Here is a 26936-nt window from a genome sequence, read left to right as displayed (position 1 = left end):
ATGCGAAAAAAACTAAATTCCTTGACTGATGCCGATCACTCAAGTTAGATTTTACTGAGGTCTACTGGCAGACAAAAAAGTGATCGGCTTGAATGGTATTGAGCGATCGGCATCATAGTATTACGCACTATGGGATGAATCAAAGTCTGTAGTGACCCGTAATCGAAAAAAACAACATTGTAAAAGTAACTTACTAAGTAAGGCTACAAGCCCTTTATCTGATGGTAAATTTACAAAAATGGTCACTAACCAATGGGCTGAGCTTATTCCTAGTGAGCGTTATGGAAATAGTTGGCAATTTTTTCGCAATGATAATGACAAACATCCTAGCTTGTATTCACTAAGTGATATGGATGCTGTGATTGATGAATCAAAATCAAAATATAGAACAATATTTTATACGGCTAACGACTTTGCTGAAGCGAAAGAGAAAATTGATGATGAATGTGAAAGTGCATATTTTCAAGCTCAAAGATGGGAGGAGTCAGTACATAATTGCGGGATCTTTAGTGAAGGTACTGGTACGGGTAAATCTTCAGTTTTTGTAATGCTGGCAAATCGTAGTGACGGGAAACACCGTATTTTTACATTTCCAAGCAAAAAATTGAGAGATGAGTTTGCATCTAAGTGCAAAGAGGATTGCCTCACTGTATTTGGAAATGAAGAAATTGTTCAAATTGCTACAAAATTCAAAAAAGTAAAACTAGTCAAAAAAGTTTTTCAACATGCTTATGACAGTATTGAAGAAGGTAACTCAATAATTGAATTTAAAAACATACTGAATGAGTGCGAATTTCTCACTAAAGAGGAGAAGGATTTAGCAGTGGCAATGCATTCTGACAACAGTAAAAATATGCAGTGCAAAAGCAAAACTTTATTAATGACGCATGATAAGTTGGAGTATGTTGTTTCTAATAGTAACGACAACTGGATGCCATTTCGTGACTCAATTATATATTCTGATGAATACCGAATGGGGACAGTGGTTTTCAATGAAAGCAAAAGAGATGTTAGGAAAATCCGTCAATTAAAGCGTATGTATGCCAGTGCTGAACGTATTGCCCTTATCGAATTGCAGAACAATCACATGTTCCCATTGGTTGTTGGTACAGGTATTAAAAAAGAGTATGACGAAGGTTTAACCATCTTTAGAATTAAAAGTACTGCTATTTCAGGTGGTAAAAGGAAATCATTGTATTCAGCACTTGAGAAGCACTTTGATGCTGTTATTGCCAATAAATGTGAAAGTGAATGGAATTTAGTTAACAATAAAGGCACAAATGAGTTACGTGTTGAAGAGCTTTGTACTATCTTGAGTTACCCTGACCCAAGCAGAATGAGTAGGGCAAAGCGATGTTTGAAAATTGATGATGACGATACTATTCGCGAATAACTTGTAAGCAGTGATGCTTCACAAGCTGTTGGTCGAAATATGGGCAATAGAAATAAGGAGAATGAGAATTACCATCTAGTGATTATTCCTGAGGCACTTCCATGCAAAATTGACGTTGTAACACCTAATGTATATCGCCTTAATGACTGGGTTGAGCGAGGCGGTGTGGCTGATGAATATTTTGCTGGTGTCATAAATGACATAACAGGTCTTGACCCTAGTAATGTTAAGGCGCACTCAGTAGATATTCGTGAAGTATTATCATTAATCAAAGAAGGCGATGTTATTCCTTCAGATTGGTTAGCAGAAGAATTTTGTTTAGGTGCCAAAAAGGTGAACAAACTTGCTAAAAACTTAGGGTTGAGAGTTGTTCGTCGAATGATTGATGGCGCACGAATAAGCTGCATAGTTCATAGTTGATTTATTGCAACCAGATTTCATTCCTGTATTAAGTAATAAAGAAAAAACAAAATATGGCTTTAATTAAACCTCGCTAAAGCGAGGCATCCTTACCCAAGTAATCACCTGCAAGCAGGTTCATACTTGAGTTTCGAATGATGCTTTTACTTTTCTCCCCACACACCAACCCCTGCTAAAGCTTGATGCGTAAATAAGCTATTCATTGTTTAGGTTAATTAGGAGTTACGCCATCTATTAATTCAGGCGTAATTGTCCCATAGACATTGCTACTATCAATAGCTATAAACTTACCAACGGTGGAGTTATTTGTAATTTGCATAAAATAGCTATTTACAATGCAGCCTATTTTATTGGTGATATAGGTAACACTGCAAGATTCAATAATGTGCTTCTCAATTAATTCAAGAAGTTCAACTATAGTTTCTTTGGTTGGCAAATCGCCATCATCAAAATCAGAGTGTTTCATAATACTGTCAGTTAAGCAGAATGAGATGTAATCGTTGCCAACTTCCCATGGGAGTTTAGCTATTGTCATTGCTTTACAAGTAAGTATCACACTAGGTTTTTGCATAAACTCATTAATGTTGTCTACACGGAAGGCGCTTGTTTGGAAAATTGTATTGTTCATTGTTTGTCCCTTAATGTTTTCTTTATTTATAGAGAGAAATAAGGGTACTAAGATGTGGGTATTGGGTTGTACTATTGATACGGGGAGGAGTTGCTTACCGCTAATGGTGGTAGATAATTTAGTGCTATTGATGTTTGGTAGGATGGTATTGACAGTGGTCATGACAAATTGAAAAGGAACGTATAAAACCTTATCTGGTAGCTTTGATCTTTTTAAACTACAGGCTCTAACTATCAAATGCTTTATTAATATTTGTTTCATATATATAGTTCAATATAGGGTAAACAATACCCTTAAAATTAATGTTTATCACTCCTTGACAAATTTTATCAACAACTCATATCGCAGAGCACATCACACTCTAAATGTCGGTTTATTAGATATTAGAAAGTAATTCAAACAATCTACTTTGTTAAAGTATTGGAAGTTCTGGAGAAAATGGAAAATAGCAACGACAAAATATCACTGGCAAACTTGCAGTTTGCTCCAGTAGATCACAATTTTGCTTTTTTGTATTTTGGAATAGCTAGTTTTAGCTATGTTTATTAGGTTTGAGCCTTTGACCACATTCACGACAGACATCAATAATCGGTACTTTGTTGGGGTATGGACGATTGATGATATGTGAAGTCAAATCATGAATATTCTGCAGATTGAAGTAAAGTGTTTTAGTGAGTTCATAACGTGCATCGTCATCTACGTCATTTAATTGATGAATCACTTGGTCGAAAATTTCTTTTAGCTCATTTTGATTAAACATATAGTGCTCCTATGGGGAATTTATTCATTGTCTTTTAAGAACTTTGCCAAATGAGGCATGTGTGGAAAGCGTAAATGCTCAAAGTAATCTAATTGTTCAATAACCGTAAAATCGTGATAAATTTTTTGTAACCCTTCCAAATTTTGAGGAGTGGAGAAATACTTGATACCTTCGGTAGAGTGGACAGCTTCGTTTATCATAGTTTCAATACCGGTAATAAAACTCGAAACATCTCGGATAATATCTCCTATCTCCTGTGGGACAGTAGCATTACTTGTAAAGTAAGTTCTCATTAATTCTGGCTCTTCACTTATATTGATAAAATAGCCGTATGCTCGGACTTTTTCATTGCAATTGATATATTGCTCTTCATAAGCCATCATTCTGTTTCTTTCACGATCTTTTTTGCCAATATTTGCTGCGAAAAGCGCAAGCAATATTCCAACAACCAATCCAGCTATTGCTGAAACTATAGGAGGAAACCATTCAAAGTCTTTTTGTTGGTCACACAAACTGCAATTTAATTCAGAACTTATAAGGAGGGGAGAAGTTAACAAAAATACCAGTGATACCATCGTGGTTAAACTTTTCATGAACCATTCCTTAGTCAAATATCTTTATGTTCCATACCTCCAATAGTGTATACAACAGACTGCTAGTAGTTTTACTAAAGTAAATAGATGGAAATTATCAATCAAACTATAGATTAGTATTGGTCGAAATGCGAGCAGGTTTAACTTCTAATAAATATCTATTTTACAATTGATATCGTTCATCTATTCGCTACAAACTTTTTAAAACAATAGTTTGCTAAGCAACACCTAGTTATGATTTTCACCTCAACCTAAGAATGGTTCAAGGTAGCTAACCCGTTTATCAATTCGGTGATGTATTCTGTCGAAAAGTTTAAACTAATATATCCAATAGATATAAAGTCACTGGTTGGAATGTAGTGTTGGTGATACATGGTTTTTTATAGAAATCGCTTAACCTTTTGGAGACAGAAAACTCAGTTTACTGAAGAGATGAAATTTCTTTAGTTTGAAAATTGATTATGATCTTTCTTTAAGAAAAGGATAATTTGAGCTTGATTTTAAAGGTGATATGCGGTCTATTCGAAATTTATGGTAGTAAATCATCGATGTGACTCCATGTGTGAGCCCATGAGCTAAATTATTGTTCTATCCCTTTAAAACTAAGGGATGTTCATAATCGTGCCAAAGTATGGTAGCTTGTGTGTTTATGTCCATAATGTTCTAGGTACTTATTTATTGGTAAGATGAGTCTAACTTTCTTTTGAATTAAAATGCATATTGCTCTTAGGAATAAGAGCATCTATATGTTAACCCGTTGAAAGTTATTAAGCTGCAGAGAGAATAACATTTAAAGCTAGCAAAAGTCAGTCGGTATAGTGACCAATAAAGAATAAATGAGAACATCGGATAAAATCGAATTGATAAGATTGTGAATAAATACGTGACTAAAAGTATTTTAGCTAACAAAGAGTAAAATAGGAGAATAATTATTAACATTGGTTTTGGTGATAAAGATTTTAATTTCGCTGTTTATATAGCAAATAAACCTAATATGGTTGAATATCAAAGATTATGTGAAGTTACTTCCCTTATTGAAGGTGAGATTACCGTGATTAATCACGCATGTGGTAATGGCTGGCGCAAAGTCTTCAATGTCTATGCTAAATTACTTTATGCTTTAGATAAAAAACATTTTAATTATTCAGATGAAGCACTAACTTGGCAAGATTATCGTGATAAAAAATTATTACAAGCACAAAATAAAACAGCTTTGTTATTTTCATCACCGCAATTAACCCCTAATAAAGAAATAGTGCATATTATTTGTGGTAAAGGCCATGCTAAAGCGTTAGTCAATAGTGGTAGGCTTGAGGCTGATTTAATTTGGCTAGATGATGAATTTGCTATTGATAGGGAAAATAAGCTTATCGTTTGTCCGTATTTTGATTATCGTCAGTTGAGTAATATAAAAATTGAACGTTTGGCGGGGTTGTTACAAAGCTTAAAAGTGGGATAGGACGGATTCATTAATTCAACTTTTTGTCTATTATTGATGATTAAACAATAACTGCTGTTATTCCCGAAGTCTCTAATCGGGAATCCATGTTTCTCATTCCTAAAGGTTTATGACAAGCGACCCCTTTAACTTTACTAATAATATTCGTATAATGCCGAAAATTTATTGTTGCTCGTTGAGTCAAAACGGTCAATATATGCCAATCGGATATGGTGATAAGTGTCAAAGTCAGTAGAGAGCTCAGCCGAACAACCTCAAGCGATACCAAATAATGTCAGCGCACAATTGTTACAACAACAATTACTGCAGCAACAACTACTTATACAAAACAACCAAAGCCAAGATGAAGAAATTGACTTAGCAGAGCTTTGGCGTGCAATTTGGGCTGGTAAATTTACAATTATCATTATAAGTATGATATTTGCCATAGCTTCTGTTTTCTTTGCGCTATCTAAACCCAATATATATAAGGCTTCAGCGATATTAGCACCTGCATCAAGTGAAGGTGGAGCCGGTGGTTTTGGTGCACTTGCAGGTCAATTTGGCGGTTTAGCTAGCATGGCTGGAATTAATCTTGGAGGAGGTGGGGGAGATAAAACAGCTCTAGCACTAGAGGTTATCAAATCTCGTTCATTTATAGAAAATTTCATTACCAAGCATGATTTACTAGTACCATTAATGGCATCAAAAAACTGGGACATAACCTCAAATATACTAATAGTAAATGAAGAGTTATATGATAAAACGAATAAAAAGTGGATACGAGAAGTAAAAGCACCTAAAAAGGCCGAACCTTCTTCATGGGAAGCTTATAAAGAGTTTTCTGATATTTTAACCGTTTCACAAGATAAAAAAACTTCTATGGTAAATATTAGTGTTGAGTTTTTCTCACCACCAATAGCCAAACAATGGTTAACTTGGTTAATTGAAGATATAAATGAGTTTATGCGTGAGCAAGATCAAATTGAAGCGAAAGCTTCAATTGACTATTTAACAGAGCAATTAGTTAACATCAAAGTTTCAACTATGGAAACAGTTTTTTACCAATTAATAGAAGAGCAAACTAAAAATATGATGTTAACGAAAGTGAAAAATGAATACGTACTGAAAACAATAGATGCCGCTCAAGTACCCGATACCAAAGCTAAACCAAAACGTGCCTTAATTGTTGTATTAGGAACTATTTTAGGTGGTATATTATCGATATTAATTGTTCTTACCCGTTATTATACTAAGAAATAAATTAGACCTCACATACCTCTCTGTTAGATGCTCACTAAACCTTTAACAAACGTAGACGTCTCATTTAAAAGATCTAAAAATCGTTGTATTAGTGGTAAAAGGATTAATGTGACTATACTTATTGCCGCTAATGAAATATGAGGTATTGATGTGTTTTATTACAAAATAATGGAATAAATTTTTTATATTAAGACTATATATCTAATGCTTCTAAGGCAATACTGGTCGTAACCGTTTATTCTAATAAAAATCTGTATCAGAAGTAATCTATATTGTTCTGAATGCAACTAATTAGGAAGGAAAGGCATAAAGGTCTTGACTTGCCCAGAAGCCTTAACACTCAATTGTTTAGGTGCAAGTTATCAAGTAAAAAAACAAAATTTATCCGTTAAGAAATATCGAAAATAACTATCAATAACAATATAATTTAGTATAATGTTCGCCGATTAAAATTACTTATAATTATAAATTAAATTGAGTCCAAATCTCTATAAGTAATGTGAAATATGGGTATTTGACTAAATTCAATATTTCTCTCCTTAAAATTAACACAAAGTAAAGTAACTTTATAAATGAATTTATTTGATAGAAAAATTGCTGTAATTGGCTTAGGTTATGTTGGTTTACCGTTAGCTGTAGAGTTTGGAAAGAAATTTGAAGTTATAGGTTTTGATATTAACAAAGCTCGTGTAAAAGAGTTAAACTCAGGTAGAGATTCAACACTTGAAGTGTCGCGCACTGAATTATCAGAGGCAAATTTAACTTTCTCTTATGATATTGAAACTTTAAAATGTGCCAATGTCTATATTGTTACTGTACCAACACCAATAAATGAGCATAAGCAACCTGATTTAACACCCCTTATTAAAGCTAGCGAAATGCTTGGGACTGTAATAAATAAAGGTGATGTTATTATTTATGAATCTACAGTTTACCCAGGTGCAACTGAAGAAGAATGTTTGCCAATCGTTGAAAAATCATCAGGCTTTAAGTTTAATAAGGATTTCTACGCAGGTTATTCTCCTGAACGTATTAATCCAGGTGACAAAGAGCATAGGGTCACTAATATTTTAAAAGTAACTTCAGGTTCAACTCCAGAAATAGCTGAAATAATTGATCAACTTTATAATTCAATTATTGTTGCTGGAACACATAAGGCAAGTTCAATTAAAGTCGCCGAAGCTGCTAAAGTTATTGAAAATACTCAACGCGATGTAAACATAGCTTTGATAAATGAGCTTTCAATTATTTTTAATAGGCTTAATATTGATACCCTTGAAGTATTAGAGGCTGCAGGTACAAAATGGAACTTCTTGCCATTTCGTCCAGGGCTTGTTGGTGGGCATTGTATAGGGGTAGATCCATACTATTTAACCCATAAAGCACAGACTGTGGGGTACCATCCTGAAATGATCTTAGCAGGTCGACGATTAAACGATGGAATGGGAAATTATGTAGTTTCACAGCTTGTTAAAAAAATGTTAAAAAAACGGATTCAAGTAGAGGGCGCTAATGTTTTAGTCATGGGACTTACTTTTAAAGAGAACTGTCCTGATTTACGTAATACTAAAGTAGTGGATATAGTTAGTGAGCTTAAAGAATATAACATTAATGTTGATATAGCTGATCCTTGGTGTTCAAACGAAGAAACACAACATGAATATGGTTTAAATATAGAGCATCCAAAAAGCAATTATTATGATGCTATTATTTTGGCTGTTGCGCATGATGAATTTAAAAATTTAGGCGGAGAAAATATTCGTAGGTTCGGTAAAGATAATCATATTTTATATGATTTAAAATATCTTTTACCAAAAGATGAAGTAGATATGCGCTTATAAATAATCAGATTACAAATTAATTAAGACACTTATTAAATGCTGTATTTAGTTGGAGTCTTTTATAATATTTATATTTTAGGAAAAAAAATGAAAAATTTCGCACTAATTGGAGCTGCCGGATATATTGCGCCACGTCACATGAAAGCTATCAAAGAAACCGGAAATAATTTAGTTGCCGCATTAGACAAGAATGACTCTGTTGGAATAATTGATAGTCACTTTCCTGAAGCTGACTTTTTTACAGAATATGAGCGTTTTGACCGCCATGTAGATCTACTTAAAAGAAGTGGAACCAAAATAGATTATGTGAGCATTGCGTCACCAAACTATTTGCACGATTCTCATATTCGCTTTGCCCTTCGTAACAATGCTCATGCTATTTGTGAAAAACCACTTGTATTGAACCCTCATAATATTGATGCGCTAAAACTAGTCCAAGAAGAAACCGGTAAGCAAGTTTACAATATTTTACAACTTCGATTACATCAAAGTATTATTGATTTAAAAGCTTTTGTTGCACAAGAAGTAGAAAAAAATCCGAATAAAGTATTTGATGTTGACTTAACTTATTTAACAAGTCGTGGACATTGGTATTTCACTTCATGGAAAGGTGATGATAATAAGTCGGGTGGAATTGCAACTAATATAGGTGTGCACTTTTATGACATGCTAGGTTGGGTTTTTGGTGATTTAGTCAAAAATGAAGCGCATTTGAAGCAAGAAGATGTTAACGCTGGTTATTTAGAGTTTAAACATGCCAAAGTACGTTGGTTCTTATCAGTGAACTACGAGTATATTCCTGAAGAAGTTAAAACCGCAGGGCAAAGAACTTACCGCTCAATAACTGTTGATGGTAATGAAATTGAATTTTCAGGAGGATTTACTGACCTTCATACAAAGAGCTATCAACATATTCTTGAAGGTGGTGGCTTTGGGTTAGAAGAGGCACGTAAAAGTATTGAAATTGTAAGCAATATCCGTAATCAAGATATAGTTACTAATTCTTCTGATGTACATCCTTTTGTAAAAAAAGTATTAAATAATCAGTAACCTCTAGTTTTCAAATTTTAACATCATCAGCAATGTGATAATAATTGTAAAAGCCTTTAGATAGTTACATCTAAAGGCTTTTGACAGTTCAGCTGTTGATGAAAAGGTAAGTAAAATATGCAATTCATTGATCTTAAAGCACAGTATCAACATTTGAAAGAACGTATTGATAAGCGTATTCAAGTTGTACTCAGTCATGGTAAATATATCATGGGGCCTGAAGTGGAAGAATTAGAAAGAAATTTAGCTGAGTATGTCGGTGTTAAACATGCTATTACTTGTGCTAATGGAACCGATGCTTTACAACTTTGTATGATGGTTTTGGATATAAAACCAGGGGACGCTGTTTTCTGTCCGACCTTTACTTTTTTTGCTACCGCAGAAGCTCCAGCCTTTTTTGGGGCAACACCGATTTTTGTTGATGCTAATCCAACTACTTTTAACATTTGCCCTTTAGATTTAGAACGAAGTATTCAAGATGTTATTGAAGAAGGTAAACTTCAACCTAAAGCAATTATAGCTGTAGACCTGTTTGGCTTACCTGCAAATTATCCAGAAATAGAAAAAATAGCTCAAAAATATAACTTGAAGTTAATTGAAGATGCAGCCCAAGGTTTCGGGGGCGAAATTAATGGTAAAAAAGCTGGAAGCTTTGGTGACATTGCAACAACAAGCTTTTTCCCTGCTAAGCCATTAGGTTGCTACGGCGATGGTGGAGCAGTTTTCACTAATAATGATGACTACGCCGATCTACTTAGATCATTTCGAGTGCATGGCAAAGGGAACGACAAATACGATAATATTAGGATCGGTATGAATAGCCGACTTGATACTATTCAAGCCGCCATTCTGATTGAGAAACTAAAAGAATTTCCAACGGAATTGAAAAACAGAAATAGAATAGCAAAGCTATATGACAGCATAATCTCAAAAAAAATTGTACGTCCTTTTGTTCCTGAAAACTATGTTAGCTCCTGGGCACAATATACTCTCAAAGTGGATAATCGTGATTCGCTAATAACAGCCTTGAAGAATGAGGGAGTCCCTTCGGTTGTATATTATTCGAAATGTATGCATCAACAAACTGCGTTTCAGCCAGTTAATTTATGCAAAAATGAGCTAAATATTTCTGAGAATCTTTCAGAAACTGTACTCAGCTTGCCAATGCATGGATATGATATTGATGTTGATAAGATTGTGCGTATATTAAATGCTGACTAATTGTGAGTATTGTTATCTAGATGAAATCAAATTTTTTTAATAATATTGCAACTCTTTCATTAGGTGCGGGAATTTCTCAATTAATTCCCTTAGTTTTTTTACCTCTATTGACAAGGATATATAGCCCCGAGCAATTTGGAGTTTTAGCCCTTTATATTGCTCTTGTCTCCATTATAGGTGTTGTTTCTTCAGGTCGATATGAACAAGCTATTATGTTACCTAAAAATGACAGTGATGCTTTAGCTCTCTGTAAAGTAACAATGGTTATCTCTCTTTTTGTTAGTTGTATTTTATTGCTACTGGTTTTATCTCTAGGTAAGGAGTTTGCGCTTTTTTTAGGTAACGCTGCAATATATCCATGGTTATATTTCCTACCTATTTCAATTGTTATCACAGCTATAATTCAAACATATACATCATGGTTTAACCGAAAAAAATTGTTTCGCACAACGGCTTTAGTTAGAGTTGTGCAATCAAGTAGCCAGTCTGTTACACAGGTAGGAGTTGGTCTGTTAGCTTATCCAGGTTTAATATTTGGTCAAATAATGGGGGGATTAGTTGCTTCAATAGTTTTACTCAAAAATTTAAAGAAGAAAAACTGGCTTGTAATAAAAGGTGCCTCTTATAAGCAATCTAAATCTTTAATGAAAAAGTATAATCGTTTTCCCAAGTATGGGATCTTTGGGGCTATAAGTGATGCATGTGCTGTTCAGATGCCCATACTAATAATTACCCGTTTTTTTGAGGCGACAATTACAGGTTATTTCAGCCTAACATTTAGAGTTTTAAGTATACCGGCTACATTATTATCTTCAGCATTATCTCAGGTTTTTTATCAAAAGGTTGCAACAGCACACCTTGAACAACCAGATAAGATAGCACCACTAGTGATTAAAATTGCGTTAGTATTGTTCGCAATCTTTTTACCGATCGCGTTTTTATTAGCTTGCTATGGGGATATGTTGTTTGTTTATTTCTTCGGTAAAAGTTGGCAATTGGCAGGAGAGCTTTCACAAATTCTTGTGTACGCAGCAGGAATTAGATTTATTGTTAGCCCTCTTAGTGTCGTTATGTCATTAGGCGAAAACTTGAAAAAAGCAGTACTTTGGCAAACATTATATTTATTAACAGTTTCTTCAGTTTTAATTATTTTTTCAACAGAAGATATTAAGCAACTATTAATAGCATTTGTAGTACATGAATTAGTTCTTTACTCATCTTATTTTTTATTAATTTATTTTACAGCAGTATCCATAGGGAAAAAAACTAAATGTGCGGTGTAGCAGGTTATATTACTTCTAGTAATGTTGATAAATCAGTTCTCAAAGAAATGACAAAGGTTTTACACCATCGGGGACCTGATGGTAGCGGGCATTTTTATTCTTCAGGTGTTGCATTAGGGCATACGCGTTTATCAATTGTTGATCTCTCTAATGCAGGTCATCAACCCATGTCCTATATGGACAGGTATGTAATTACTTATAATGGCGAAGTATATAACTATACTGAAATTCGTCAAGAACTCGAGGTATTAGGATACCTGTTTAATAGTGATACTGATACAGAGGTGATTTTAGCGGCATTTGATAAATGGGGTGTTGAATGCCTTAGTAAATTTAATGGAATGTGGGCGTTTGTAATATACGATAAAAAAGATAAAATTTTCTTTATCTCAAGAGATAGATTTGGTATTAAACCCCTATATTATTATAGAGAGTCTAATGATTTTGTTTTTGCAAGTGAAATCAAGTCGATATTAGTAAACCCCCTAGTAAAAAATATGCCTAATGAGCTGTATTTAGAACAATATTTACTGAAAGGTCCAAAGGAGTATTATACAGAAACCGCTTTTGAGAGCATATTTAGATTCCCAGTCTCGAGTTATTTTTTAGGTAGTGCTGAAGAATTAAATGATGATTTCAAAATAAATCAATTTTGGACTTTTAATAGTAATTTAAAAGAAGAACTATTCTCAGAAGAGAAAGCAAAAAAATACGCAGAAACCTATTATGAAATATTAAGTGATGCGGTTCGTCTACGTTTACGTGCGGATGTTAGAGTCGGATCTGCTTTATCTGGTGGGTTAGACAGTAGTTCTATAGTATATCTAGTTAACCAATATCTAAAGTCATTAGGTAAAACTGAATTACAAGAAACTTTTTCTTCGGTATATAAAGCTGAAGGTACTACTGATTGTGATGAAAGTGAATTTATTGACTTGGTTGCAAAAAGCCTTAATGTTAACAGTCATCAAATTGAACCTAAAGTTGAAGATTTACCATTTAAGCATAAGCAGGTAATCTATCATATGGAAAATCCTCCTGAGGGTACATGTATGTCTGCTTGGCATACTTTTCAATTAGTTAAGGAAACTGGCGTTAAAGTAACTCTAGATGGTCAGGGAGCTGATGAACAATTGGCTGGATATCTAGATTACGTGATGACTTATTTAGTATCATTAAAATTATTAGATTTTTACAAAGAATTTAAATATTTCATCAAAATTCCAGGAATAAAAAAACGCATAATACTCTCAGGAATGATGGTTCATTTTAAAGCTATCTTCGGTAAAAAAGTGCTTAAAAAATGTATAAAACGACTTAAAGGCCTAGACTTTTATACTAATTTAAATGAACAACTTGAAGAATCAACTAAGCATAATTTAGTGAACCTTATTCATTATGCAGACCATACATCAATGGCACATAGTATAGAGTCTAGAATGCCTTTTATGGATTATCGTTTAATTGAATTTTTATCTTCAGTACCAGCAACTTATAAAATGCATAATGGTTGGACTAAGTATATTGCTAGATTAGCTTTTGATGGTAAGCTTCCGGATGAAATTGTTTGGAGAAAAGATAAAATGGGGTGGCCTATACCTGAAAAATTTTGGTTTCTAGGTCCTTTAAAAGCGTGGATAGAGAAAAAAATACCAGAAGAAATAAACCTCGAAGAGAAAATAAACAAGCATGGTGTTAGGTTTTTGATTAGAAAGCTGAATTTGAAAGTTTTCAAAGAACTATATTTTAGTAGACAAGAAACAAAAACCAAAAATAAACATGTATAGAGAAGACTGTGTTTATAAAAAACTTTTTTAGTTACACTGCTATTTTTATGTTCGTGCTATTCGTGGTAGTTAATAGCCTTGCTCTAGGCCAAGTCGGAGTTGGTTACCCATTTCTGGGGGTAATCTTACTTCTTTCGACGTATTTATTTATTGCAACTTGCCCTAAAGTTATCATAAAGATTAGGAAAAAAAATGTAGCAAGTTTGATATTTCTAATTGTATTTTTTTTATATATATTTCTATCAGTTATTATAAATACTTGGGATCTTTCAAAATTAAAAGCTCTCACTATAGGCACTAGTGGTGGAATATTGTTCTCTTTTCTTTTTGGGTGGATATTTTCGTTATGCATTGATGTTATTAGAAATACTTCACTGTCGAATCGACTTAGAACCTCCTTGCATTATATTTTTTTATTTTTTACTTTGTTTGCATGTGTATTTGTAGTTAGTAATTTATTGAGTTCTTCTTCTGATAGGCAACTATTGGTTCTAGATAGTGCAGGTGCATACCAGAGACCTGCTGATTTGATGATTATGAGTTTAATGCTTATAGCAGCTGTTTCATTAGTAGCAAATGAAAAGAATAAAACTATCACCTTTATTTCAATAAATGCTTTATGTGTTTCTATAGTTGCAATGACTTTATCACTAGTATCACAGTTGCTAGGCAGTAATATGGGGTTGGTTGGTTGCCTTGCAATACTTATTATTTACTTATTTTGTGTTTTTTTTAAAGAAACACAAAAAGTAATTAATGGAGTGGATTTTTACCTTTCGAAAGTACTTTTAAATAGAAAAGGTAATTTTTGGCTTGCTGCTATTAAGTTAGTTTTATCCTTATTTTTAGTTTTTTCATTACTGGTTACTCTTTTTGATATACCTTTCGACATGCTAAGGATTACTGGATATGGCAGTGGGGAGGCTAGCTCTGTAAATAGTCGATTTGCTATTATTAAGAAAAATTTTATAGATCAGCTAGCTTATAACCCAATATTCGGTCACTCCGAAGTTGAAACATTATTAAATACAAAAGGAGAATATATCCATAGTTTTGTATTGTCTTTAGCTACACATACTGGATTAATTGGTTTAATACTTTTTGGGTTAATGATGTTTTTTGTGTATAGAGAAAGGCTCAGAGGTACTAATTTGGCAGGAGGGCAAACTTTCAGTTTATTTAGAATTTCTATTATTTTATTTATTTTATTGTTAGGTTCTTTTTTTACATTTTATGCTTGGATGCCTTTTTGGTTTGCTCTTGGCTTATTTGGATTTTCACGTCACACCTAGCTTGTTTTAAATGTTTGTTTTAAGAAAGTAGTTACTTTCTTTATTTTACTATTTTTATAAAGGAATTTTTATGTCCATTAGGGTTTTGTCCGTTGTTTTAAATAATTTTAAGAATGATACAAGAGTGATTAAAGAGGGCATTAGCTTAAAAAAAGCAGGTTACAATGTTAAAATCATTGCTCTTCATGAAAACGGATTTCCTGAGAAAGCTATTGAGCATACTTTGAATGTCCATAGAATTAAATTGGCTACTCGTAGTTGGGCCAAAATAAAGCCGATCCAATTAATTAAATACTTTGAATTCATCTTAAGAGTATTATTTTCCTATAGTAAGTGTGCCGATGTTATACATTGCCATGACCTAAATGCACTTCCAATAGGTATTTTATCTAAGCTGTTAACATTAGGAAGAGTTAAAGTTGTCTATGATGCTCATGAATTTGAAACCGAGGTTCATGGGTTAAGCCGATCAAGTAAGTTTCTCATGAGAATATTAGAAAAACTATGTATTAAGTTTACGGATGAGAATATAATTCCTAGCCGCTTGGCTGCAGAGGCCTATGCTGAAATGTATTCGATCGATCCACCAGAGCAAGTTTTGAATTGTCCTTATTATAGTAAAGTCGAAGCAACTTCGGTTTTAAGGGATGAATTTAGTATTAGGGATGATCAAAAAATATTTTTATACCAAGGGATCTTAGCACAAGGGCGAGGAATAGAGATCCTTTTAGACGTGTTTTCTAAGTTAGAATCTAATGATGCAATCATGATTTTTATGGGGTTTGGACCTTTTGAAGGAATGATTAAATCGTATTCAAAGAAATATGAATCCATTATATTTAGGGAAGCCGTATCTCCAGATATATTACATTCATATACCGCTTCTTGTGATGTAGGAATATCATTCATTGAAGATACCTGTTTAAGTTATAAATATTGTATGCCTAATAAATTATTTGAATATCTAATGGCCGGTTTGCCTGTGTTGGTGTCAGCTAGACCTTTAATGCAAGAAATTGTAGAAAAAGAAAGTGTTGGAATTGTTGCCCTGTCAGATGATAGTGCAGGTTTTAAAAACGCAATTGAATCCATTATCGATTCGGATTTTGACACTATGAGAAACAATGTTGCTAAATTACGGGAAACAAAGAAGTTTTCATGGGAAAAACAGGAAGAAAAATTACTTCAAATTTATCAAAGGTTAACGTGCTAGCATTAATTTTTCAATTCAATTCAATTCAATTCAATATTTGGTATTAATGTATGTGCGGTATTAGTGGAATAATAAACAAAGAAAACGATTGTATTGACGCTAAAGTAATTCAAGATATGAATGATTTAATCATTCATAGAGGACCTGATAGCGAAGGGTTCTTCTTTGGTGACTCATTTGCGTTTGGACATCGTCGGTTGTCTATCTTAGACCTTAGCCCATGTGGGCATCAACCAATGAATTTTCAAGATAAATATGTAATTACATATAATGGCGAAGTATATAATTATATTGAACTGCAGGAGGAGTTAATTCAGCATGGTTACACCTTTCAAAGTGAAACAGATACAGAGGTGATTTTAGCTGCCTACGACTTTTGGGGCGAAGAATGTGTACAGAAATTCAATGGTATGTGGTCATTTGCTATTTACAATAAGATTGAAGATATAATATTTTGTAGTAGAGATAGGTTTGGTGTCAAACCATTTTTTTATTCAGAAGTAAATAATAATTTTGTTTTTGGCTCTGAAATCAAACAATTATTACCTTTTCATGAACAAAATATTGCTAACCTAAGCATGTTATTAGACTTTTTAGTTATGGGATTGAGCGAACATACGGAACAAACGTTCTTTGAAGGGGTTTATTCTCTAAAAGGGGGAAGTAATTTAATATACGATTTAAAAACCCATACACATAGAGTGGAAAAATATTATAACCTCAAAATAGACCCGTCTTTGTCTGGACTTAATGAAGATGAAGCAGTAGTAGAATATCAACAAGCTTTGCAAAAATCAGTCAAGCTTCGGCTGCGCTCAGATGTAAAAGTGGGCACTTGTTTAAGCGGAGGTTTAGATAGTTCTGCTGTGGCATCAATCGCAGCTAAAATAAATGCTGTAGAAACCCCAAACCCATTTAATGCAATTACCGCCTCGTCATTAGATCCGAAAAATGATGAAACTAGTTATGCAGAGAAAGTAGTTAAACATGCGAAGCTCAATTGGAATGTTGTACAACCGTCTCATAATGATTTTCTTGATAAAATAGATGAAATTGTGAAACTACAAGATGAACCTGTGGGCGGCCCTTCTATTGTGATGCAGTATGTTGTATTCAAGAAAGCCAAAGAGACTGGCTGTAAGGTGATGCTCGACGGACAAGGTGGCGATGAAACCCTCTTAGGTTATGAGCGGTATTACCCATCTTATTTATTATCACTTTCTTTTAAAGAAATGTGCAAAGGTTTTTTTAAGGCATCTGATAACTCTAAGTTATCAAAATTCAGTTTGTTAGCCTACTGCGCATACTTTTTATCTGCAAACCTAAGAAAAAAAAGACTTTTAAAAAGAAACTCCTTTATTAAACCTGAGTATTTTCCTAAAGTGAATTGGTATTTTTTAAATAAATTAGCAAAGAGTTATAAGGATATTTTTAAGCTACAAAAGTTAGAGATTTTTGAAACACAAATGCCGCATTTACTACGATACGAAGATAGAAATTCGATGGCCCACTCTATAGAAGCGCGATTACCTTTTATTGATTATCAATTGGTTGAAACGGCTCTATCATTACCTAACAATTATAAAATTAATGAAGGGTGGACTAAGTTTTTATTAAGGAAAGCGATAGATGACTATCTTCCAAAGTCAATAACTTGGCGTAAAAATAAAATTGGCTTCGAGGCTCCTGCTGATATTTGGTTAAAAGATCATAAGTATTATATTCAAAATGCAATTGCTAACTCTACCATTCTTAAAAATATTACAAATGAAAAAAGAGTAACAGATCATAAGTCAATTTGGCTTATGTTTTTTATCGCCAAGTGGGAACACGCTTATAACGTTAAGTTGAAAAATTAGTCGTACTTTAAATTTTATGAGTAATAAATTGAATGAAATTGGATTTTAAAATGCAGAAAATTTGTCATTTAACCACCGTGCACCCTCGAAATGATATCAGGGTTTTTTATAAAGAGTGTGTGAGTCTTGCCTATTTTGGGCATGATATTAATTTAGTTGTAGCTGATGGCAAAGGTAATGACTTAATTGCTGGTGTTAAAGTACATGATATTGGTAAGCTGCAGGGGAGGTTGAAAAGGATTCTTTTATCTTCTTTTTGGTGTTACAAGAAAGCGGTAGAACTTAATGCACGTCTTTACCATTTCCACGATCCAGAACTACTCTTTGTAGGATTGGTCTTAAAACTCAAGGGCTTTAATGTTGTATTTGATTCACATGAATTAACTGGTCGACAGATTAAACGGAAATTTTATATACCCAAATTATTACGTAATATAACTTCCTCTATATTTGAATATATAGAGTTAGGAGTATCTAAACGTTTAGATGCCATCGTTGTTCCGCAGGAAGCGGAGATGGTTAGTTACTTTGGACAAAGTAATACAAAAGTGGAGGTCTTGAGTAACTATGTCAGCCTTTCAGAGTATAAAAACTTTGAGTCAAAGAAAGGTTTATCAAATAAACGAAATATTAAATTGCTATATTCCGGCACTATATCAAATGATCGTGGTTTAAGTAATATGCTTGATCTAGTAGAATTTTTAGATGAACGTTTTCAGCTTATTTTGGTTGGAGGCTTTGCCAGTAAAATGGAACAGGAAAAAGCAAAAAAGCACCTTGGATGGGAGAAGGTGGATTATCGGGGATTGCTAGAAAGGAGTGAACTCTCAAGTGTTTATCAAGAGGCTGATTTAGGATTAATATTATTCAATCCAGTTGGACAATATAAAGTTTCAACATCACCTTTAAAGCTATTTGAGTATTTACTATATGGAATGCCTGTCATAACGCCTAATTACGGAGCTTGGCCTAACTTTCAAAATAAGCATAAAGTTACTTTTGGGCAGGATGTGTCAAACACTAATGCGTTAGCCGAAATTATTTATACCCTTACAAACAATGATGATTTATATAGTTCAATATCTCATAAAGGAAGGGATGTGGTGCAAAGGTTCTATAATTGGGAGAATGAATCGTTAAAGTTAAATCGTTTATATGAGCAAATTCTAGGAGAAGATCATGAGTAACCAACTTAAAAAAACTACAATGTTGAGTGAAATTTTTAAGGGCATAAATTTACATAGTATTTTAGATAAAGATATCAAAATTGATTTTATTTCGGATAGCTCTAACGGCGTCCCAAATAGTATTTGTGATTATATTAAAGGTGAGTTGCCTAAAAATCACGAAGACTTAATATTATTGGTTAGAGAGGCGATCAGTGGTTATAACTGTGTAGTTGTAGAAAATCCCCAAATAATTATTGTTGATATTATTAAATACATAAAGGCAAATATTGGCTTTGAAGCTAAATATCAATATTCGAAGATTCCTTCGTCCGTTAAAATTGGTGAAAATGTAGTCATAGAAGAAAATGTTGAAATTGGTGAACACACAGTGATTGAACATAATGCAGTGATACACTCAGGAACAAAAATAGGAAAGAATTGTTTAATCAGAACGCATGCATCAATTGGGGGGGATGGTTATGGTTATATAGACACTGGCAAAGGTTTAGTAAAACAACCTCACCTTGGTGGTGTGACTCTTTCCGATAATGTAGAAATTGGTTCAAATACTTGTGTGGTTAGAGGAATGATTAATGATACCTACCTAGGGGAAAGTGTCAAAGTTGATAATTTAGTGCATATTGCACACGATTGCTTTATTGATGACTATTCATTTATTATTGCAGGAGCTGAACTTTCTGGTTATGTTAGCGTTGGTAAGCGTTCGAGAGTGGCTCCAAATGCTTGTGTGAAACAACGATTGAGTATAGGCAATGATGCTATTGTTGGTTTAGGTGCAGTGGTAACAAAAAATGTACCTGATGGAAAAGTTGTTGCTGGAAACCCTGCAAAGATATTAAATAGAACATAATACGTTGAACATTTTATATTATAACCATTATTCCGGATCAGTTAATTTTGCGCGAGAATGGCGCTCTTATTACCTTTCAAAAGGTTTTCTATCTTGGGGGCATGAAGTCTCTGTAGTGTGTGCTTCGACCCACCATATGCATAGAGAAATTGTTGAACAAAACGAATCTTTCATAAATAAAAATGTTGATGGTGTTAACTTTTCGTGGATTAAAGTTCCTAGCTATGCAGGAAATGGGCTTTCGCGTATCAAGAGTATGCTAACATTTGGAGCTAAAGTTCTTTTTAGTGATCCTATAAGTACTTTAGGGTTAAGTCAGCCTGACTTGATTATTGCTTCTTCAGTACACCCTTTTCATTTGTTAGGGGCGCTCAGGTGGGCTAGAAAGTATAAAGTTCCAGTGTTTTTTGAAGTTAGGGATCCCTGGCCGTTAAGTTTAAATTTATTATTAGGGTTATCTAAGTGGCATCCTTTTTCATTGTTATTACAACTATTCCAATATATCGGTCATAAATATACGGATAAGACAATTTCCTTAGCAATCAATCTCGAACCTTACATGAGAGAACATGGCCTAGATGAAGGGAAGTTCCTATATGTCTGTAATGGGATTGATAAAACACAGGAGAGAGCTAGTAACTCGGCACTTGATGAGAAATTAACAAGATTAAGAGATAAATATAAAAGAATAATTATATATACTGGTTCTCATGGGGTGCCTAATGCACTTGAATATGTGATTGATGCATTTAATTCAATTGATGTTAGTTCTATAGCTTTAGTATTAGTTGGTGATGGTAAAGAAAAAAAGAATCTGATTAAGCGTAACTGTAACTCAAATTGTTATTTTTTCCCTCCCGTGAATAAAGATGAAATACAAAGAGTTTTGAGTTTTGCTGATATTTGTATAATTTCTTGGCAAGATATTTCTATGTATAAATATGGTGTTAGTCCAAATAAAGTGTTTGATTACATGTGGGCTAAAAAACCGATTATACAGGCTTTGAATTCTCCACAAAATCAAGTTGAGTTAGCAAATTGTGGTGTAAATGTTAAACCAGGTGATACCTTTGAAATTAAGGAAGCAATACTTGATTTATCAAACCGTACAGATGATGAATTAACGCATTTGGGTGAGAAAGGGTATGACTTTTTAATGGAAAACTATGAGTTTAAGGATTTAGCTAAAAAAATATTGGATGCTTACAAAGATGTCTAGTTATATGAAGCGTTTATTTGATATTGTTGTTTCTTTAATGGCTATAATCATTTTGGCCCCTATAGCTTTCATTGTTAGCCGTAAGATCGCTGATAATTTAGGTAAACCAGTATTATTCAAACAAAAACGACCTGGTTTAAAAGGTAAAACCTTCGAAATGATCAAGTTTAGAAGTATGAGAGATGTTATCGATGAGTTAGGTAATTCGTTACCTGACTCTGATAGGATAACACCTTTTGGATTAAAGCTTCGATCATCTAGCTTAGATGAATTACCTGGACTTTGGAATGTATTAAAAGGGGATATGAGTTTGGTTGGTCCTCGGCCTTTGTTAGTAGAATACTTACCTCTATATTCAAATGAACAAGCTAAACGTCATAATGTTCGTCCTGGTATAACTGGTTGGGCACAGGTTAACGGTCGCAATGCTATTAGTTGGGAAGAAAAGTTTACATTAGATATTTGGTATGTTGAAAATCAATCATTTTTGTTAGATATTAAAATCCTTTTTTTAACAGTTAGAAAGGTGTTTTGTCGCGAGGATATTAGCGCTGATGGCGAAGTAACTATGTCAAAGTTTGAAGGAAATAAAAAGTGAAAGATTTAATAATTATTGGTGGTGGCGGCTTTGCGAAAGAAGTTTTATGGTTAGCCAATGACTGCAATAGGAAAGTGATAGGAGTCTTGGACGATAACGAAGAGACACACCAATCAATTATTCAGGGTTCGAGAGTGTTAGGTTCTATAAGTTCTTGGGTTGAATATAGTGATTGTGAGTTTGTTATCGCAATAGGTTCCCCAAGAACACGATTTCAAGTTTATGAAAAAATGTTGGAAAAGGGCAATCCACAATTTTCTACATTAATACACCCCAGTGTAAAATATTCCAATACCGTTGAATTTGGTAAAGGTGCTATTGTCTGTGCTGGAACTATACTAACCGTTGACGTTAAGGTTGGAAATCATAATATTCTTAATTTAAATGTTACCGTTGGTCATGAGTGCAACTTTAGCGACTTTGTAACTATTGCTCCAATGGCTGCTGTTTCTGGCAATGTTTCTTTGTCTAAGTACGTTGAAATTGGAACAGGCGCTTTAGTTAGGCAAGGTTTATCTATTGGCCGAGGTGCAATGTTAGGTATGGGTGCTATTCTAACTAAAAATATATCAGAGTTAGCCGTTTTTGCAGGAAATCCAGCGAAGAAACTTAAGGAGTTATCAGAAATATGAAAGTATCAATAATTGGTTCAGGTACTATGGGTATAGGAATTGCTCAAGTCCTAATTCAAAGTGAAGATGTTGTTAAACTAAATATAATTGCAAGAACAGTTGAAAAGGCTGAATTTGTTAAGGCAGCTTGTTTGAAGTGTTTAAGCAAAATGGTCAGGAAAGGTAAGATTTCAGAATCTTTTGCATCAAGCACTATTGAGAAATTAACTATTAATGACTCTTTAACTGGAATTCAATCATCAGATTTAGTTATTGAAGCTGTTGCAGAAGATTTTGATATTAAGTTAGACCTTTATAAGAAATTAGTACCGTATATCACAGAAGACATGATCATAGCTTCTAATACATCTTCCTTATCAATCACAGCTTTTGCTAACCTATTTCCTAAGCCTGAAAATGTAGTCGGACTTCATTTTTTTAATCCTGCACCAGTGATGGAACTTGTTGAAATAGTTTCTGGGCATGTAAGTTCTGAACCAGTGATTCAAAAATTAAAAGACTTTACTACTAAGCTTGGTAAATCACCTGTTGTAGTTAACGAAGCACCTGGCTTCGTGGTAAATCGTATGCTCATCCCAATGATTAATGAAGCCGTTAGCATCTTAGCAGAAGGAGTTGCTACCGCAGAGGATATTGATAAAGCAATGAAATTTGGTGCACACCACCCTATGGGGCCACTAGCACTTGCCGATCTTATTGGTAATGACGTAAATCTGTCTATAATGGAAACCCTATATAAAGAAACAGGTGACCCTAAATATAGGGCACATCCAATGCTAAGAAAAATGGTCAGAGCAAATCATCTTGGAAGAAAGACTAAAAAAGGTTTTTTTAACTATTAATTATGCTTAATACAAAATTTTCCCCTTGGCCATCATTTACCCAAGAAGAGTCAGATGAGGTTTCACGCGTTCTACTATCAAATAAAGTAAACTATTGGACTGGCCAGGAAGGTCGTGAGTTTGAAAAAGAATTCGCAACCTTTGCAGATAGCAAATATGCGGTTGCATTAGGCAATGGTACTCTTGCATTAGATCTCGCCTTAAAAGCATTGGATCTTGGTGCAGGTGATGAAGTTATAACGACACCCCGCACTTTTTTAGCTTCGGCTTCAAGTATCGTTACCTCGGGTGCCAAACCTATTTTCGCGGATGTTGATTTAAATAGTCAAAACATAACGGCACAAAGTATTGAAGAGGTACTTACACCAGAAACTAAAGCCGTTATTGTTGTTCATTTAGCTGGTATGCCTGCTGAGATGGACGAGATTATGGCATTGTCTAAGAAGCATAACTTTTTTGTCATTGAAGATTGTGCTCAAGCCCATGGTGCAAAGTATAAGGGCAAAAGTGTAGGCTCTATCGGTCATGTTGGTGCATGGTCTTTTTGCCAAGATAAAATCATGACAACAGGTGGTGAGGGCGGTATGGTCACTACTAATGATGAAACATTATGGAAAATAATGTGGAGTTATAAAGATCATGGTAAATCATGGGATGCGATATACAACCGTGAGCACCCACCAGGTTTTAGGTGGTTACATGAGAGTTTTGGCACTAATTGGCGCATGACAGAAATGCAGGCGGCAATAGGACGGATTCAACTAACACGAATGAATACTTGGTCAGAAACACGGCAAGTTTATGCCAAACAACTTGATGAAACAGCTAAAGCATTTGAATTGATCCGTTTAGTAGAAGTGCCAAATTATAGCGAGCATGCAGAATATAAACATTATATGTTCATTAACTCTGAATTTTTGGCGGAAGGCTGGGATCGTGATCGTATTGTAAATGAAATTGTTTCTGCAGGAGCTCCTTGCTTCCAAGGCAGCTGTTCAGAAGTTTATTTAGAGAAAGCATTTGATCAAACAGGCTTTAGACCTGAAAACCGCTTAACTAATGCAAAAGAGCTTGGTGAAACAAGTTTAATGTTTTTAGTACACCCCACACTAACAAAAGATGAGGTAGCTACTACTTGCGATGTACTTTATAACGTACTAAAAATAGCTAGTAGGAAATAATCACTAATAAAGCGGAATAAATAGCATTGCTTGTGTATAATGTCTGGCATTCTTTCTAATGTTCTTTTTAGTAGTCTACCGAAACTATTAAAAATTTTCTTAAGTAAGCCTGATTTTTATATGAATTTTTTATTTCAAGCGCCAAGACTTGTAAAACGTATTATATCGCTTTTTTCTGATCTTATATTTGTTAGTGTTGCCTTTTGGGCAGCAATGCTTGTTCGTTTAGATACATTAGCAATTTTTTCTCATTCTTCTTCATGGTTACTCCTGGCATTTTTAATCCCTATTGCCCTAATTGCTAATGTTAAACTTGGACTCTATAGGGCTGTTCTTAGATATATAAATAGTAAAGCTGCTGTAAGTATTGCTTTGTCAGTATGTTTTACGACAGGGGCTTTGGTTTTCTTATCATTCTTTTTAAATATAGACTTACCTCGTACGGTTCCTGTAATATTTTCGGCTTTTTTATTAGTTTTAGTCGGTGGAAGCCGTTTTTTGATACGAACATTAATAGCATCCTCTCCAATAAAGAATAAACATAAAGAAAAGGTAATCATATATGGTGCAGGTTCAGCAGGGAGACAACTTGCGCAGTCTTTGTTGCATGGAGATGAATATTATCCAGTTGCGTTTATTGATGATGACGTTAGAATTCATAAACGTGTGATACAAGGCATTACTGTCTATCGACGTAATGATCTTTCTCGCCTGATTGAAGAGTCTTCTATTTCTCGCCTTTTACTTGCTATGCCAAGAGAAAATAAAAAGCGCATTGCCCGCGTTTTAAATAAAATAGAAGCACTGCCTGTTGAAATACTTTCCATACCTGGATCTGCCGATTTAGTTAGTGGAAAAGCTAAAATTGATGAACTGCGTGAAGTTTCTATTGAGGATCTGCTCGGACGTGAGCCAGTTAAACCAGATCAGTTGCTACTAAAAGCTAATATTCATGAAAAAGTTGTTATGGTTACGGGAGCCGGTGGTTCGATCGGTTCAGAACTTTGTCGCCAAATTTTAAAACAAAAACCAACAAAGTTGATCTTATTTGAACTGTCAGAGTTTGCTTTATACCAAATTAACGGTGAACTGCAAAAACAAGCTGATGAGTTAGGTTATAATTGTCAGGTCGTACCTTTACTTGGTTCCGTTCAAAGAAAAAATAGAATGATGACTGTTTTGCGTACTTTCAATGTGCAAACTGTCTATCACGCTGCCGCTTATAAACATGTACCTGTAGTTGAACACAATGTTGTTGAAGGGGTGCGAAATAATGTGTTTGGTACTCTTTATGCGGCCGAGGCTGCTATGGAAGCTAATGTTGAAACATTTGTGCTTATATCAACGGATAAAGCGGTAAGGCCTACGAATGTTATGGGTACAACTAAACGAATGGCGGAGCTGATTTTGCAAGCGTTAGCGCGGAAGGAGTCCAGTACACGTTATTGTATGGTTCGCTTTGGTAATGTATTAGGCTCGTCAGGCTCTGTTGTACCTTTATTTAGAGATCAAATAAAGTCTGGTGGCCCTATTACTGTAACTCATCCAGACATTATTCGTTATTTTATGACAATACCTGAAGCTGCACAATTAGTTATTCAGGCAGGAGCTATGGGAACAGGTGGTGATGTATTTGTTTTAAATATGGGAGATCCTGTTAATATTTCTGACCTTGCAGTTAAGATGATTCATTTAAGCGGAATGAATGTTAAGGATAAGCATAATCCTGATGGTGATATAGAAATTGAATACACTGGATTGAGGCCAGGTGAGAAATTGTTTGAGGAGTTATTGATCGGTGATGATGTAACACAAACAGATCATCGTCGAATTATGTCTGCTCACGAGACTATGTTGACATGGGAAGCTCTAGAAAAATTACTTATTAGGCTTGATGATGCCTGTCATAACTTTTCCCATGAAACGATTCGCAGGTTACTCCTAGAAGCTCCTACCGGTTTTGTTCCTAAAGATGGAATATGTGACTTAGTTTGGCAAGCTAAAGCAGAAGAAAAGTATTAATTACTTTAGCTTTAATAGGTTTAATGGCACAATAACTAAGGAAATAATTCTTGTGGCTGTCTAGGTACATTCATGCTATTAACTATTAAAGCAACTTTAATAAGAATTGTTATCTATCCTCGATATACCAGTGTTCAAATATAAAATCAGATTATGGTTAACCCAGTTCAGATGAATTAACTAGTGATTTTAAAGCTTATTTACAATAAATGGTGAAAAGCGAGACATAAGTCTTCAAGCACCTAATTTTAGTGATACAGATTTGTAATAGGTTAACCGTAACAGTAACAATGATATACCATTAATGCGGCCACAAAAGCTTTGCTCATTGAGAAGGAATAAGTAAGCGGATTCCTGATGA

General features: G+C 34.2%; 23 protein-coding genes. 20 read left to right on the top strand and 3 right to left on the bottom strand.

What is annotated here, in order from left to right; all coding sequences use genetic code 11:
- Positions 1-151: 151 nt before the first annotated feature.
- The gene (locus tag ND2E_RS14720; RefSeq protein ID WP_033093108.1) at positions 152-1393 is read left to right on the top strand and encodes a hypothetical protein; all 1242 of its coding nucleotides are present in this window, start codon (positions 152-154) and stop codon (positions 1391-1393) included.
- A gap of 39 nt (positions 1394-1432) precedes the next feature.
- Positions 1433-1813: a hypothetical protein gene (locus tag ND2E_RS14725; protein WP_150113725.1), complete on the top strand. Its 381-nt coding sequence runs from the start codon at positions 1433-1435 to the stop codon at positions 1811-1813.
- Between the two features lie 211 nt (positions 1814-2024).
- Here the strand turns inward: ND2E_RS14725 and ND2E_RS23065 are convergent, their stop codons facing one another.
- The 3 genes from ND2E_RS23065 to ND2E_RS14735 form a co-directional block, all read right to left on the bottom strand.
- Positions 2025-2441 carry a hypothetical protein gene (locus ND2E_RS23065; RefSeq protein WP_033093106.1) on the bottom strand — a complete coding sequence of 139 codons (417 nt, stop codon included), beginning with the start codon at positions 2439-2441 and terminating at the stop codon, positions 2025-2027.
- Positions 2442-2973: 532 nt separating this feature from the next.
- Positions 2974-3201: a hypothetical protein gene (locus tag ND2E_RS14730; RefSeq protein ID WP_033093105.1), complete on the bottom strand. Its 228-nt coding sequence runs from the start codon at positions 3199-3201 to the stop codon at positions 2974-2976.
- A 20-nt stretch (positions 3202-3221) separates the two neighbouring features.
- On the bottom strand, positions 3222-3794 hold the full coding sequence (locus ND2E_RS14735) for a hypothetical protein (protein WP_033093104.1): 573 nt from the start codon (positions 3792-3794) through the stop codon (positions 3222-3224).
- A gap of 928 nt (positions 3795-4722) precedes the next feature.
- Here ND2E_RS14735 and ND2E_RS14740 point away from each other — a divergent pair.
- The 18 genes from ND2E_RS14740 (at position 4723) to ND2E_RS14820 (ending at position 26575) form a co-directional block, all read left to right on the top strand.
- On the top strand, positions 4723-5253 hold the full coding sequence (locus ND2E_RS14740; protein ID WP_033093103.1) for a DUF6942 family protein: 531 nt from the start codon (positions 4723-4725) through the stop codon (positions 5251-5253).
- 219 nt (positions 5254-5472) lie between these two features.
- A complete protein-coding gene (locus ND2E_RS14745) occupies positions 5473-6495 on the top strand; it encodes a Wzz/FepE/Etk N-terminal domain-containing protein (RefSeq protein WP_081961996.1) in 1023 nt (340 codons plus the stop codon).
- Between the two features lie 572 nt (positions 6496-7067).
- Positions 7068-8336, top strand: coding sequence for a Vi polysaccharide biosynthesis UDP-N-acetylglucosamine C-6 dehydrogenase TviB (tviB, locus tag ND2E_RS14750; RefSeq protein WP_033093102.1), 1269 nt, complete (start codon positions 7068-7070; stop codon positions 8334-8336).
- Between the two features lie 87 nt (positions 8337-8423).
- Positions 8424-9386 (top strand): Gfo/Idh/MocA family protein, encoded by a 963-nt coding sequence (locus ND2E_RS14755; protein WP_033093101.1) that lies wholly within the window; start codon positions 8424-8426, stop codon positions 9384-9386.
- 117 nt (positions 9387-9503) lie between these two features.
- Complete coding sequence (locus ND2E_RS14760; protein WP_033093100.1) at positions 9504-10607, top strand: DegT/DnrJ/EryC1/StrS family aminotransferase; 1104 nt, start codon at positions 9504-9506, stop codon at positions 10605-10607.
- A 20-nt stretch (positions 10608-10627) separates the two neighbouring features.
- Entirely contained in the window at positions 10628-11890 is a 1263-nt protein-coding gene (locus ND2E_RS14765; protein ID WP_052056330.1) for an oligosaccharide flippase family protein, read from the top strand.
- Positions 11878-13677, top strand: a complete 1800-nt coding sequence (gene asnB / locus ND2E_RS14770; RefSeq protein WP_052056328.1) for an asparagine synthase (glutamine-hydrolyzing) — start codon at positions 11878-11880, stop codon at positions 13675-13677. The genes ND2E_RS14765 and asnB (ND2E_RS14770) overlap by 13 nt, the downstream gene beginning before the upstream one ends.
- 458 nt (positions 13678-14135) lie before the next feature.
- Positions 14136-14969, top strand: coding sequence for an O-antigen ligase family protein (locus ND2E_RS0121340; protein WP_150113723.1), 834 nt, complete (start codon positions 14136-14138; stop codon positions 14967-14969).
- A gap of 70 nt (positions 14970-15039) precedes the next feature.
- Positions 15040-16182, top strand: coding sequence for a glycosyltransferase (locus ND2E_RS14775; protein WP_052056326.1), 1143 nt, complete (start codon positions 15040-15042; stop codon positions 16180-16182).
- A gap of 50 nt (positions 16183-16232) precedes the next feature.
- Positions 16233-18041, top strand: coding sequence for an asparagine synthase (glutamine-hydrolyzing) (gene asnB / locus ND2E_RS14780; protein WP_052056325.1), 1809 nt, complete (start codon positions 16233-16235; stop codon positions 18039-18041).
- Between the two features lie 32 nt (positions 18042-18073).
- Positions 18074-19228, top strand: a complete 1155-nt coding sequence (locus ND2E_RS14785) for a glycosyltransferase (RefSeq protein WP_081961995.1) — start codon at positions 18074-18076, stop codon at positions 19226-19228.
- Complete coding sequence (locus tag ND2E_RS14790) at positions 19221-20081, top strand: UDP-3-O-(3-hydroxymyristoyl)glucosamine N-acyltransferase (RefSeq protein ID WP_033093096.1); 861 nt, start codon at positions 19221-19223, stop codon at positions 20079-20081. Before ND2E_RS14785 ends, ND2E_RS14790 begins: the two co-directional genes overlap by 8 nt.
- A gap of 4 nt (positions 20082-20085) precedes the next feature.
- Positions 20086-21300: a glycosyltransferase family 4 protein gene (locus tag ND2E_RS14795; RefSeq protein ID WP_081961994.1), complete on the top strand. Its 1215-nt coding sequence runs from the start codon at positions 20086-20088 to the stop codon at positions 21298-21300.
- 4 nt (positions 21301-21304) lie between these two features.
- Positions 21305-21898 carry a sugar transferase gene (locus tag ND2E_RS14800; protein ID WP_033093120.1) on the top strand — a complete coding sequence of 198 codons (594 nt, stop codon included), beginning with the start codon at positions 21305-21307 and terminating at the stop codon, positions 21896-21898.
- Positions 21895-22530: an acetyltransferase gene (locus ND2E_RS14805; protein WP_033093094.1), complete on the top strand. Its 636-nt coding sequence runs from the start codon at positions 21895-21897 to the stop codon at positions 22528-22530. Before ND2E_RS14800 ends, ND2E_RS14805 begins: the two co-directional genes overlap by 4 nt.
- Positions 22527-23372 carry a 3-hydroxyacyl-CoA dehydrogenase family protein gene (locus ND2E_RS14810; RefSeq protein WP_033093093.1) on the top strand — a complete coding sequence of 282 codons (846 nt, stop codon included), beginning with the start codon at positions 22527-22529 and terminating at the stop codon, positions 23370-23372. The genes ND2E_RS14805 and ND2E_RS14810 overlap by 4 nt, the downstream gene beginning before the upstream one ends.
- Before the next feature lie 2 nt (positions 23373-23374).
- Positions 23375-24553 carry a DegT/DnrJ/EryC1/StrS family aminotransferase gene (locus tag ND2E_RS14815; RefSeq protein ID WP_033093092.1) on the top strand — a complete coding sequence of 393 codons (1179 nt, stop codon included), beginning with the start codon at positions 23375-23377 and terminating at the stop codon, positions 24551-24553.
- A 120-nt stretch (positions 24554-24673) separates the two neighbouring features.
- Positions 24674-26575 (top strand): nucleoside-diphosphate sugar epimerase/dehydratase, encoded by a 1902-nt coding sequence (locus tag ND2E_RS14820; RefSeq protein ID WP_033093119.1) that lies wholly within the window; start codon positions 24674-24676, stop codon positions 26573-26575.
- Positions 26576-26936 lie beyond the last annotated feature (361 nt).

Origin of the sequence: Colwellia psychrerythraea (genome assembly GCF_000764225.1) — a bacterium.
Classification (GTDB): domain Bacteria; phylum Pseudomonadota; class Gammaproteobacteria; order Enterobacterales; family Alteromonadaceae; genus Colwellia; species Colwellia psychrerythraea_D.
This window is presented reverse-complemented; position numbering and strand designations above follow the sequence as displayed.